Below are 13,199 nucleotides of genomic sequence, written 5' to 3'. Positions count from 1 at the left end.
TCCCTGACACGATCTCCATTTTATCTTAAAAAACAGGGACTTTTTAATATAATGACGAAACGACAATAATGTCCGACGAAATGCATTTTATTTTCCTGTTGCTTTTATTTATGGGATGGTGTATATTGTTTGTGTCGGAAAACGTTTTCCGTAAACTGGAGGATTTCTATGAATTTAGGAGCAATATACCACCGCACATCAGATCAGTACTGCTATAGCCTTGATACAGGCAGCCTTGTTATCAACATTAAGACAGGCTATGATATCGATCACGTTTACATAATCCATGGTGATCCTTATGATGCCGGCATCATGGGCGGATGCGAAAGATGGAGCGGCAAACGTGAAGAGATATACTTTAAGAAGAATCTCAAAGATCATATATGGTGGACTACTACTCTTTTCCCTGAATATAAGAGATGTAAATACTACTTCGAGCTACATTCAGGCGATGAATGCATGTACTACTTCGAGGATGGATTCTATACTGAGGAAGAGATGAATCAGGATGGTAAGGCGCTCTCCTACTTCATAATGCCCTGGATGAATCCTTGCGATGTATTTGAGACTCCATCATGGGTTAATGATACAGTCTGGTATCAGATATTCCCGGAGAGATTCTGTAATGGTGACCACTCAATTGATCCTGAGGGGGTACTTCCATGGGAGTACAAAGAGGTTGGTTTTAAAGACTTCTACGGCGGAGATATAAGGGGTATCCGTGACAAGATTCCTTATCTTAAGGACCTTGGTATAACCGGAATATACCTTAATCCTGTGTTTGAATCCAAGTCCAATCACAAATACAATACCAAGGATTATAAGAAGGTCGATAGCCACTTTGGTACCAATGAAGACCTGCGTGCACTTGTAGATGAAGCTCATGCTGCGGGAATCCGTGTCATGCTGGATGCGGTTTTCAATCATACAGGTTCCGACCATCCTATGTGGCTTGACGTCCTTGAAAATGGCAAGGAGTCTAAATATGCCGACTGGTATATGGTAAATAAGTGGCCCATAGAGACAGGACGCGATACCAGAGATGGACGCTTTTACTCTTTTGCCTTTGCAGAGCATATGCCTAAGCTCAACACTTCTAATCCTGAAGTTGTGGACTATCTGCTTGATATAATAAAGTTCTGGATCGAGACTTTTGATATAGACGGACTCAGATTTGATGTTGGTAATGAGGTATCACACTCATTTTTAAGAGCAGTAAGATATATGACAAAGCGCATGAAGAGTGACTTCTATCTCCTTGGTGAGATCTGGCATGACTCTATCACTTGGCTTCGCGGAGATGAGTATGACTCTGTCATGAACTATCCTCTTTCCAGCGCTATATCTGACTTCTGGATCTACAAAGATAGAGATAGAAGCTCCTTCGAATACGACATCAACAGATGTTTTACCATGTACTACTCTCAGGTTAATGATGTACTGTTCAATCTGATGGATTCACACGATACCAACAGGCTTCTTGATAAAGTTGGCGGCGATATAGATGTGTTCTATCAGCAGCTTGCGATCCTGTTCACAATGCCTGGAAGTCCTTGTATCTACTACGGAACAGAAGTAGCTATGGAAGGCGGCTTTGATCCTGACTGCCGCAGATGTATGCCTTGGGATGATATCGATAAGGGACTTAAAGCTAATGAGCTTTCAACAATGAAGTCCATTATCTCCATGAGAAAAAATACTCCTGCCTGCAAGAGCAGGAACTTCCACTTTCCGAACGATATCGAGAAAGACCGCGTGATTTCTTATCTTAAGATCGATGAAACAGGAACTATTGCTGTATATCTTAACTGTGAGGATGAAGCTGTTACTATTCCTGTTAAAGAGGGGGCTGAAGTTCTTTTTGCAAGGAAATGGGATAAAGATGGTGATGCGCTTAGCGGAAAGCTTGAAAGTAAGGGCGTACTGATCATGAAAATGTGATAAAATTAGCTATTGGTATTAACATATTCCCATAGCATTAACGATCAGGTAAACGCATATGACAGATACACAAAAAAATCACGTTAATCACAATATTAATTTGCTTAGGATTATAGCTTGTTTTGCTGTTATCATACTACACACATCAGCTGAGCATCTTTTTGATGTTAAATACGGAACATTTGATAGTTTAATTTTGAATTTGGGACATGGCATAACACGTTTCGCAGTAACCTGTTTCTTTTTAATCTCAGGGAGCCTTTACTTAGATAAGAGCTATAAAATAAAAGATAAAAGAAAATATTTTATGAAAATAGTACACTTTATTTCTCTATATTTCTTTTATGCTATATTTTATAGCGGTTGTGCACTATTGTTTTCCAAGCAGCTTGGTATGAACCTATTTAATGATATTAAGTTGATCTTAGAACATGCAATTTTAAATCCAAAATATCATTTATGGTATTTACCTGCTTATATAGGTGTTTTATTCGCAATCCCAATCTTAAAAAAATTTATTGGAAACGATGACGATGGGCAGGAAAAGCCGATCATCAAATATGCATTAGCTTTCGTATTTATCAGCATGATTTTTACCAGTCTGGAATCTTTTCAAATTGGTTCTTTAAATAAAGCTATGGACTTCCTTCAGCTTTTTACAATAAATGGATTTGCAAAATGGGCAGGTGTCTGTCTTCTGGGCTATTATATCTATAATCATGTTAATAAAAACTACAAAACCGTTTATTTCTTAATAATTGCTCTTTTTACCCTTTCTTTATTTGCATCGTATTTTTATTTTGATAGGATAGAAACGACATTTTATGAAAATCTAAGAATACAGACAACTCTTTTTTCGTGTGTAGTTTATGATTTTTTTGTAAATCGTATCAAAATAAATCTTACAGATAACTTATTATATAAAATCGATTATTTGGCCAGTCTGACTTTGGGAATATACCTGATACATCCTTTCTTATTAAATATTTTTAATGAGATCGGATTCAGTACTATAATGTGCAATAGCGCACTAGCACTTCCCCTAGTTGCCGCAACTACATTTGTTCTTTCAACAATCCTTGTTGCTATTGCAAAAAAGATTCCGTTTTTAAGAAAACTCGTAACATAAAAAAGAAACAGCTCCATTTATAGATGCTTCTATAAATGGAGCTATTTGTTTTCTTGATTTTCACTTCATATAATGAGGTAGGTGTCAAAAGTTCCTTTTGACAATTCCTTCTAGAATTACTCTTCAATACTAACAAGATTGATCTCGAAGTTAAGTGCCTTACCAGCGAGCTCGTGGTTGGCATCAAGTGTGATTGTCTGGTCATCCTTGTCCTTAACTACAACAGGGAATGCTCTTCCCATAGGATCCTGAAGGAATACCTGCTGACCTACGCTTAAGTTCTCAGATCCAGGAAGTTCTGAAATATTAAGTGTGAAGATGTTGGCTGCATCACGTACGCCATAAGCCTCTTCTGGCTCAAGGTGAATATTTACAGTCTGACCAACTTCCATCTCAACAACTGCCTTATCAAAACCAGCGATCATCATGCCTGTACCGCAGATGAAGTCGAGTGTCTGGCCTCTGTCATAGGATGAATCGAACTGTGAACCGTCATCAAGTGTTCCCTTATAGTGAACGCTTACCTTCTTACCTGCGTTAGGACCTTCGAAAATAACAGGTCTTGGGCCACCGCATCCGCCGCAGCCACCACAGCCGCCTTCGCTTGCACAACCGCCGCACTCTTCATCGTCACCACATCCGCCACAGCCTTCGCCATCGCCGCATCCACCGCAGCTTTCTTCTTCAGTGCCGTTGCCGCAACCGCCGCAGCCTTCCTGAGACTCTGAAGCTTCTTCATGATGTCCGCAGGCATGCTCTTCGCCTTCTTCATGGTGGTGATCACAGTTAACGCCCTTAGATTCAAGCTCTCCGTTTAAATATGCATATACAGCAGCATCAGCATCTCCTTCTGCTCCTGAGATTACTTCGATACCTGCCTGAGTAAGAGCATCAAGTGCTCCCTGTCCAAGTCCGCCGCAGATAAGCTTTTCAACCTTCTGCTCAGCAAGAAGTCCTGCAAGAGACTCGTGTCCAAGGCCTTCGTTACCAATAACAGTACTTGCAACAACCTTGTCATCTTCAATCTCGTAGATCTTGAACTCTTCAGTCTTTCCAAAATGCTGGAAAATGTCGCCACCGGCATAAGTTACAGCTAGTTTCATTATCTTTAATCTCCTATCTTTTTCTATACATATTATCTTTTTCAGTATTGTCCTTGCCTGCCATACGATTATTCAAAAAACGTTCATTATGCAGTGCATCTTTGCTATTTTACTATGAAACGTCAAGTTAGGCAAACTATACATTAAAACCTATATTTTGCGCAAAAAATACCTGCCTCCAAAGACAGGTATTCTATCATATGTACGATGGTACATAGTTTTCTATGTTCAAGAAGTAGATTTTCCTATTTCTTTATACTTCTTTCTTACCAGCTTTCTTATACATCACGTACATCTCAATAGCCAATACTATTATAGATACAGGCAGTGCAATCACAAAGCTTCTTGTAAATCCCGCAATGATATATCCTATAGCAGAGGCCACTATTACAGGTATCTGGTACTGGATCTGTGAGCTGACATGATCGATATGATTACAGCCTGCTCCTGAGCTTGACATGATAGTTGTATCAGAAATCGGTGATATATGATCTCCTGTAACGCCTCCTGCAAGGCAGGCTGCTATTCCTATCAAAAGGAGCTGCGGGTCCGTTGCAAGCATCGCAACCGTAACAGGAACCATAATAGCAAAGGTTCCCCAGCTTGTTCCTGATGAAAAAGATACAAATACTGAAACAAGGAACAGGATCAATGGAATAAAGGCATATGCACTGCTTGCTCCCTGCATTACAGAACTGATGAACACATCAGCGCCAAGTCCTGCGATCATTCCTTTAAGTGTCCATGCAAGAACCAATATCAACATGAAAGGAACCATCAGAGTAGATCCTGTAGGGATGCATTCCATATAGTCTTTAAAAGACATGACTTTTCTTGGAAGATACAGACATGCACAAAACAGTATCGTCATAAGAGATGCAAACACCAGGCTCTTAGCTGATTCGCAATTTGCAAAGCACTCTATGAGAGTCCTTCCGCCATTAAGATATCCTGTATATATCATAGCCGCGATAGCAAGGACTATAAGGAATATCATTGGAAGCAAAAGATCTATGACCCTGCCTTTCATTCCTGCAGTCTCAGACATATCTCCTGCTCTTCTTCCGGCGCTGGAATCAGGTTCACCATTTTCAACGGCTCTTTCATATTTTTTCATAAGTCCATAATCAAAGCCTGCAATGGATGTTCCAAAGACCATGATCAAAGTCAGTATTGCATAGAAATTGAATGGGATCGCACGTACAAACATACTAAAACCATTAATATCATAATTTTCAGGTATATATGAATTAATGGCTGCAGCCCAGGAAGAAATCGGCGCAAGTATACATACAGGCGCAGCTGTCGCATCAATTATATATGCAAGTTTGGCCCTTGATGTCTTGAATTTATCAGTGACAGGCATCATTACAGAGCCTACTGTAAGGCAGTTGAATCCATCATCCATGAATATAAGGACTCCCAGAAGACTGGTTGCAATAAGCGATGACTTTTTATTCTTAAGATTTCTGTACGCCCATTCACCATAAGCGTAGGTGCCGCCACTCATCTGCATTAGCCTTACAACAATGCTTATAAGTATCAGGAAAATGATGATCGTCAGATCTACATTGGAGACCATGGTATCAAGAAGGACTTCAAAAGCAGTCCATGGGTGCGGTCCCGCCATAAAGAATGCACCTGTCACAACACCTACAAACAGTGCAAGATACGCCTGTTTAGTTACAAGAGCCAGTATTATCGCTATTATTGGTGGAAGAAGTGATATCCATGTACCGTAGGCCATATGATTTCCCCCCTTATTGTAGATGTATTCGCTTCACACTTAAAAAAGTTATATTTATTTAATTCTATTATATTGTGCTCAATTTTTCAATTAATATACCACTTATTTTTGTGACATAATGAGCTTTTTTTCTAAAGAAATGATGTTATATAATATAATTTAAGAAGGTGTACAGCCCTCTGTCCCCTTATTACAAAAGTATTGCAACAGTTCTACAAAACTCTCGCAATCCCGATCATCTAAGATTAATAATAGCTTAATCGGCATAAATAAGCTATTTTAGGAAATGATACAGACCTAAACTATTTTACGCATTAAGGAGGCTATAATTATGGCAAAAACAGCAATTGAAGAAGTTCGCGATTTCCTGCACGAGGCTCAGACCTACTATCTCGCAACAGTAGATGGTGATCAGCCAAGAGTAAGACCTTTCGGAACTGCAGAGATATTTGAAGGTAAGCTCTACATTCAGACAGGCAAGAAAAAAGATGTTTTCAAACAGATCGAAAAAAATCCTAAGGTTGAGATTAGCGCATTTAAAGGTGGCGAATGGATTAGAGTTGAGGGCAAGCTCGTCTATGACAACCGCATCGAAGCAGAAACAGATATGCTTGAGAAAAATCCCGGTTTAAAGAACATGTACGCCCCAGGAGACGGAAATACTGCTGTTCTGTATTTCGATGGTGGTAAGGCTACCTTCTCATCCTTCACAGCGCCTGCGCGCACGGTAGAATTCTGATGAATAATCAGCTACTAATCGGCGTACTGGTACCTTTTCTTGGAACTGCACTCGGTTCTGCCAATGTTTTTTTCATGAAAAAAGAACTGAGTGAAAAATTAAGCCATGCACTTGAGGGCTTTGCTGCTGGTGTCATGGTGGCTGCATCCATATGGAGTCTTATAATTCCTGCTATGGAACAGTCTGAGGGGATGGGTAAGCTTTCATTCATTCCCGCTGTTATAGGATTCTGGGCTGGTATACTGTTTCTATTGTTGCTTGATGAGATCATCCCTCATCTTCACATGAACAGTGATGAGCCTGAAGGTCTTAAATCTAATTTTAAGAAGACTACAATGATGGTACTTGCTGTTACACTCCACAACATACCTGAAGGAATGGCTGTAGGTGTTGTATATGCAGGATGGATGTCAGGAACTAACGGTATCACTGCTGCAGGAGCTCTTGCACTTGCGCTTGGTATCGCTATCCAGAACTTCCCGGAAGGCGCGATAATATCAATGCCTCTTAGAAGTAATGGCGAGTCACGAATGAAAGCCTTTGTAAGCGGCGTTCTTTCAGGACTTGTAGAGCCAATTGGAACAATCATCACTATACTTCTTGCAAGCCTCGTTGTTCCCGTACTTCCATATCTTCTGTGCTTTGCAGCAGGAGCTATGATGTATGTTGTAATCGAAGAGCTCATTCCTGAGATGGCATCAGGTAAACACACTAACGTAAGCACGATTATGTTTGCGTTTGGATTTACACTTATGATGACTCTTGATGTAGCACTTGGATAAACTTAAAGCAATATAAAAATGACTGCACATCACTGTGCAGTCATTATATTTTTTCCATTTCTTTTTGATGTATATAAAAGATCATCTGCGACCTTGTACAATGTCTTATAAGAATAATCGGTCTTACCATCCAGGATAACAGCTCCCATAGAGAGGGTTATCTTCTGTTTATGTTTGCGATAGAATCTTGTCCATCTAAGTCCGCTTCTAATTCTGTCAAATCTTCTCTGGATCAGTTCTTCGGAAAAGATTCCTTCTGCAAAGCCTACAAATTCATCTCCGCCAATTCTCATCAGAACATCTTTTTCTCCGGAAGATTCTGTAAGGATACCTGAGATATCTTCAAGGACCTCATCACCTGTGTCATGACCGAAGGAGTCATTAACGTATTTAAAATTATCAACATCTATAAGATAGAAAAAGCCCTTGCACCCCTCTTCCAGATATTGAGAAATTCTCTTTTCTCCACCTACTCTGTTAAAAAGGCCTGTCATTCCATCATGCTCCGACTGGTATGCCAGTTTCTCGCCTCGCCTTACATTTTCGATTTGAATTTTTAGTACATATCCTGAAATGATTATTGATACAACAGATGTTACAACCAGATGAGACCTTATATCCACTACCGCAGCCCCATCGTTAAAAATATCGAATATTATGCCATCGGTAAGAGCAACAATCCCCAAAAAGCTTCCAATTCTCACCGGCCTGTCCAGAATCAGGCACGGAATAGCGCACAAAAGAAGAAGAGACGTAAAGCCCTGTTCATCGGGATCATAATATGCATCTATTATCGATGCGAATAAAAGTATCGGAATGATAACAAGATAAAAGAACAATGTGGCATTCTTAAATGGCCTGTCCTCCCCATGGAACTTAAGAAAGATGCGCAGAGCTGCAAAATAAAGCATGATAATTACAGACTCCATGCTCCCCTCATAGTCCCCAACAATAGCAAAATAGATAACTGCTATAACAGGAAGTGTCGCCCCCATCATTGATAGCTTACTGATACGCTCATAATTCAGTTCATTTATTTTGTCATGATAATTATTAAAAACATCATCATCTTTAGTGAATAGTTTTAATATTTTCATAGGATTTGTGTCCCTCTTATCAAGCATCTATAACAGTATATCACTAAATTCATATACTGTATCCCGTTTTTCAAAACAAAATTTATTTGATAATTAATAAAAAACTTTAATTCTGAAATTATTTACATCTCCAACAGGACTGTTTTTCCTGATGTAATCCTGCAGAAGATCCGGCATTTCCTCAGTACTATTTCTGATAACGCGGCTTTCACCTATCGCTTTATATCCACCTGTTCCTGTCGCCCTGTAATTACTTGTAACAAGAGTATATGTTCTGGAATCAGACAGCTCAGAACCATCAAGCATGACCATCTTAACTACTCTGTCTCCCACAGGACGTCTTAAGTCAAACTCATAGTCAAGGCCTGCATAGAAGTCATAATTGTAATGCTCAACCTTGGGCTTTAAGAACTCTTCTGAAACCTGGGGCTTACCATCTACCAGGGTAAAATAGGATGCCACGCGTTCAAGTGAATCCTTAATTGTCTGCTTGGTTACTTCTACCACAAACACAGTATTAGCGAAAGGATATACAGCGCATACATCTCTTATAGTTATATCTTTTTCAAGTCCAAGCGGATCATTACCAAGACTCGTGCAGGAAAAATCAGCTCCGCTCCATTCAAGCTGAGTCTGGTTAAATATAGCTGCAAGTCTGCTTCCATTAAGCGCTGCATCAATCTTTTCCTCAGGGATTATAGGCTCTTTTAATGATCCTATCGGAATATCAAGCCAGCTTTGTACGTCTTTTTCAAGAGGAAGCATCTTGTTATAAACTACTTCTTCATGTACATCGCCTGTACTTACAAGCTTTGATGTGATCTTAAGATCATCTTCTGACTTAACTGCCTGCATTACTATATATTTCTCTGCCTTAGCAGGAGGCTGAACAGCAAATGTTCCATCGATCACAAACTTCTCATTTGCTATGTGCTGATGTCCAGTAAGAAGGATATCCCAGTCCTGCTCATGAGCTATCTTACATCCGATGTTTTCAGTAGTATCAGACATCTTCTGGCCTGTTGCTGGATTCTCCTCAAGGCCTCCATGATAGATAAGTACGGTAATATCGCACTTATCTTTGATCTCTTCAAGAGCTTTCTTTGCTGCAACAAAAGGATCTGTAACCTTGGTCTTTGCAATATTGTCTTCCTGTTCCCATACATTGACCCAATCGGTTACAACGCCTGAAATACCAACCCTAAGACCGTTTTCAAGTGTTACTATCGCAGTCTTTTCGAGCTTAAGCTCACCTCCAAGGTCCTCAACGTTAGCGCAAAGGCATCTGGCATTCATAGCTTTAATATAATCTCTTATAGCCTCATAACCAAAGTTAAAGTCATGATTACCAAGAGTATAAAAATCAAGTCCCATAGCATTAAATGCTTCTGCTATCGGGTGATAGGGATACTTATCAGCATTAGCAAGATAATATTGTGTAAGAGGTGTTCCCTGAAGTGAATCTCCGCCATCAAGAACAAGTGTATTGCCATCCTTTGTATACTCAGTTGCGATATTCAAAAGACTTGCATTACATGGGGCGTTTTTGGCATAGTCAATTGGATAAACATGACCATGTGTATCTGATGTATATATGATATTTAATGTACGTAAATTGTTATCCATAAATCTCTAACTTTCCATTTTCAATAGTATAAAAATCGCCATACTCCGGAAGAATCCTGCATCCTGCGTGGTCTGACATGACCTGCTCAGGTCTGAAGGAATGAAGCGGAATAAGTGTACCCGGTTCAATATGATCGATCATGTAACGAATGTAATAAGGCCTTGAATGTCCGCCTGTTCCCTTGTGTTCATAATTTATGGAAAGCTGTTCCATAAGATCATGAAGCTTTTTGTAGGATGGATCATAATCTCCTAAAGGAGCACCATCCATATGAACATATAAAGAAAGAACATCTTTTAACTCTATAAGCTCATATACATGTTTATAATCCTGCTGAAGGACATATTTTGAAGGCTCTGTTAAAAGATCCTGTCTTGTAACTTTGGTCCATGAAGTGTCTATATCAAAGCTGCATTCATCCAGGTTCTGAGCATAAACACTTATCTCATCTTCAGGATAAAAAGCCTTAACATATTCTGCCTGAACAGGCTCAAGGACAAGAGTTCTTCCTTCAGCCTTACAAAGGGATATCAGTCTGTGAATCCTTTCAACATTTCTGTTGTAATTATTGATAACGATAAGTCCCTCTTCTTCACGGATCTTATCGTGCATATATTCCTGTACGACCTCTTCTGTATTGCCCATATCTTCAGGCTCTTCGAGGCTTAACATATCTATATCATCAAAGCTTGCTGTAACGCCCTCTGTGATCATTACATCAACGCCATGGCATTTGTCTGCAAACGCCTCAGTAATGTCTCTGTGAAAACCATGGAACCTGTAATCACCTGTGTAGCAAATGCTTCCATCAGAAGTCTTTATGATAAATCCACATGCGCCTTCAACGTCATGATCTATTCTTACTACTTTGACCGTGATATCTCCCACAGTAAAGCTCTGATCGTAATCTATTCCTATACAGTTTTCGTGTTCTCTTATTTCTACTTCGCCGGTTCTTGCCAAAGCTCTGTAAAGCTTCAGAGAGTCTGAGCTCATATATACCGGAACACCCTTATCAAGCATTCCAAGTCCGCCCATATGATCTATATGCATGTGGGAAATAATAAAGAAATTCTCCTTGGTATCTTCAGAAAAAGACTTAAGCGAAAGCTTATGAGCTGTCTTATCATCATAGATACCGTCCATAGGTGTGAGAATACCTAAATTGACATAATAATATGCCATATCATCCGGAGCACAGCTGACCTTATTGTCTATAATATCAGCATTGGCAAAACCAAAATCAAACATACATCTGGCGGTATCAGTCTCAACTACTACAAAAGTTCCGCCAATTTCACGAAGACCGTTGTAAAATCCAAGTTTTGTCATAAAAACCTCCAATCTCCACCCCTTTGATAATTATCTCCAGAGCAAGATATTTATTTTATCACAATAACAAGAACGTGCCAACATGATAATTTTATCCTGATTCTTGTAAATAAGCTTATAAATCTGGATTTTATATCAATATAATACACCTTTTTTGTAAGTATACCGTCATAAACATTACGCAATAAGGTCAAAAAAAAAAGCCGGTGCTTACGCACCGGCTTAAAGTATTACTTATTATTCAGATCTTATCAGAACCGAGTTATCAGAACTGAGCATTGATCTCTTCTACAAGAGCATCAAGAGCATCCTGAGGCTCTGTCTCGTCAAGGATAAGCTCTTCCATCTTAGCTGCTACAGCTGTTCTAACATCGTTAGAAGCATCGTAAGCTGCAAGTGATGTGAAGAATGCATCTGACTGCTCGTAAGCAGCTGTAGCTGTTACGTCACCAGCCATGAATTCCTGGTACTCTGCTGACTCATAAGCAGATGTTCTTACAGGAAGGTATCCTGTTCCGATTGCCCATGTTGTTGTAGACTCTGCAGATGTAAGGAACTTCATGTACTCGAATGCAGCAAGCTGCTTGTTAGCATCCTGTGTGAACATTACAAGGTTTGTACCTGCGCAGTAAGCAGCGCTTTCCTTGTTTGAAGGAACAGGGCAAACACCAAGTTCCCAACCATCAGCTGTGATGTAAGAAGCACCTGTTGAAGAACCGATGTAACCAAGCATTGCCTGTGCAGAAAGTACGTTTGAGAAGTACTTGTCTTCACCAACAAGACGAGCATATCCGTTGTTGTAAAGGTCCATGATATATGTCATTGTCTCAAGACCACCATCAGTATCAAAGAGAGCACCTGTACCATCTACATAGCTCTCACCGTTCTGACGAAGAGAAGCTTCTACGAAACCTGCAAGGTCATCAACACCCCATGCCGGGTTGCCATACTTCTCAACATAAGCTTCACCGATTGTTGTAAGGTCTTCCCATGTCTTAGGAGCCTCTACTCCAAGTTCATCAAGAACTGTCTTGTTATAGAACATTACATATGTTGACTTATTGAAAGGAAGAGCGTGAATGAAACCGAACTCGCTGCACTCGTTACGATAAGCCTCAATGATATCATCATAGTTATCGAAATCGTTCTCTACGAAATCTGTAAGGTCTACAACCTTGTCAATGTAAGGATTGAGCCAGTTGTTGTAAGCCTGAGCCATATCTGGAAGTCCGTCAGCTGCTGCAGCTGCCTGAAGCTTCTGAGAAAGATCACCATATGAACCCTGGTTAACAAGTGTTACTGTGATTCCGTACTCATTGCTTGAATTGAACTCATCTGTAAGCTGAGTAAGAACTTCTTCCTGAGTATTTGACATTCCATGCCAGAACTCGATCTCGCAAGACTCGATTGTCTTCTCTACAGGAGCAGCATCTTCTGTTTTCTCTTCCTTAGCTTCTTCCTTGTTCTCTTCCTGAGTTGACTCTTCGTTAGCTTCTTTAGAAGCTGCTGTATCTGCATTAGGATCAACCTTCTGTGCACAGCCTGCAAGAGCACTTGCTGCCATCACTGCTGTAAGCAATGTTGCAACGATTTTCTTCTTCATAATACGTATCCTCCTTTGTACCGAATACCGGTAATTGCGCAGAATTATCTGCATTAGTATAGTTAACTTGCCTTTAGCAATTTACTACCTTTAGTTAGT

10 protein-coding genes are annotated in these 13,199 nt (G+C 39.9%); 4 read left to right on the top strand and 6 right to left on the bottom strand.

Annotated features, from left to right (window positions below):
- The first annotated feature begins 168 nt into the window (after positions 1-168).
- Positions 169-1,941, top strand: a complete 1,773-nt coding sequence (locus WAA20_RS04955; RefSeq protein ID WP_073387319.1) for a glycoside hydrolase family 13 protein — start codon at positions 169-171, stop codon at positions 1,939-1,941.
- Positions 1,942-1,999: 58 nt separating this feature from the next.
- On the top strand, positions 2,000-3,070 hold the full coding sequence (locus WAA20_RS04950; RefSeq protein WP_073387320.1) for an acyltransferase family protein: 1,071 nt from the start codon (positions 2,000-2,002) through the stop codon (positions 3,068-3,070).
- Between the two features lie 116 nt (positions 3,071-3,186).
- On the opposite strand, the gene WAA20_RS04945 is transcribed toward WAA20_RS04950, so the two are convergent.
- Positions 3,187-4,173: an FKBP-type peptidyl-prolyl cis-trans isomerase gene (locus WAA20_RS04945; RefSeq protein WP_073387321.1), complete on the bottom strand. Its 987-nt coding sequence runs from the start codon at positions 4,171-4,173 to the stop codon at positions 3,187-3,189.
- A 253-nt stretch (positions 4,174-4,426) separates the two neighbouring features.
- The gene (locus WAA20_RS04940) at positions 4,427-5,920 is read right to left on the bottom strand and encodes a Na+/H+ antiporter NhaC family protein (protein WP_073387322.1); all 1,494 of its coding nucleotides are present in this window, start codon (positions 5,918-5,920) and stop codon (positions 4,427-4,429) included.
- A 331-nt stretch (positions 5,921-6,251) separates the two neighbouring features.
- On the opposite strand from WAA20_RS04940, the gene WAA20_RS04935 reads away from it, so the two are divergent.
- Both WAA20_RS04935 and WAA20_RS04930 read left to right on the top strand, forming a co-directional pair.
- Positions 6,252-6,659 (top strand): pyridoxamine 5'-phosphate oxidase family protein, encoded by a 408-nt coding sequence (locus WAA20_RS04935; protein WP_330393624.1) that lies wholly within the window; start codon positions 6,252-6,254, stop codon positions 6,657-6,659.
- Positions 6,659-7,441: a ZIP family metal transporter gene (locus WAA20_RS04930; RefSeq protein ID WP_073387323.1), complete on the top strand. Its 783-nt coding sequence runs from the start codon at positions 6,659-6,661 to the stop codon at positions 7,439-7,441. The genes WAA20_RS04935 and WAA20_RS04930 overlap by 1 nt, the downstream gene beginning before the upstream one ends.
- A 29-nt stretch (positions 7,442-7,470) precedes the next feature.
- Here the strand turns inward: WAA20_RS04930 and WAA20_RS04925 are convergent, their stop codons facing one another.
- The 4 genes from WAA20_RS04925 to WAA20_RS04910 all read right to left on the bottom strand — a co-directional run bounded on the left by WAA20_RS04925 (position 7,471) and on the right by WAA20_RS04910 (position 13,100).
- Positions 7,471-8,538, bottom strand: a complete 1,068-nt coding sequence (locus WAA20_RS04925; protein ID WP_073387324.1) for a GGDEF domain-containing protein — start codon at positions 8,536-8,538, stop codon at positions 7,471-7,473.
- A 93-nt stretch (positions 8,539-8,631) separates the two neighbouring features.
- A complete protein-coding gene (locus WAA20_RS04920; RefSeq protein WP_073387326.1) occupies positions 8,632-10,164 on the bottom strand; it encodes a bifunctional UDP-sugar hydrolase/5'-nucleotidase in 1,533 nt (510 codons plus the stop codon).
- Positions 10,157-11,497 carry an MBL fold metallo-hydrolase gene (locus WAA20_RS04915; RefSeq protein WP_073387328.1) on the bottom strand — a complete coding sequence of 447 codons (1,341 nt, stop codon included), beginning with the start codon at positions 11,495-11,497 and terminating at the stop codon, positions 10,157-10,159. The genes WAA20_RS04920 and WAA20_RS04915 overlap by 8 nt, the downstream gene beginning before the upstream one ends.
- Before the next feature lie 265 nt (positions 11,498-11,762).
- The gene (locus tag WAA20_RS04910; protein ID WP_073387330.1) at positions 11,763-13,100 is read right to left on the bottom strand and encodes an ABC transporter substrate-binding protein; all 1,338 of its coding nucleotides are present in this window, start codon (positions 13,098-13,100) and stop codon (positions 11,763-11,765) included.
- Between the last annotated feature and the right edge of the window lie 99 nt (positions 13,101-13,199).

Origin of the sequence: Butyrivibrio fibrisolvens, from assembly GCF_037113525.1 — a bacterium.
GTDB classification, from domain to species: Bacteria; Bacillota; Clostridia; order Lachnospirales; family Lachnospiraceae; genus Butyrivibrio; species Butyrivibrio fibrisolvens.
This window is presented reverse-complemented; position numbering and strand designations above follow the sequence as displayed.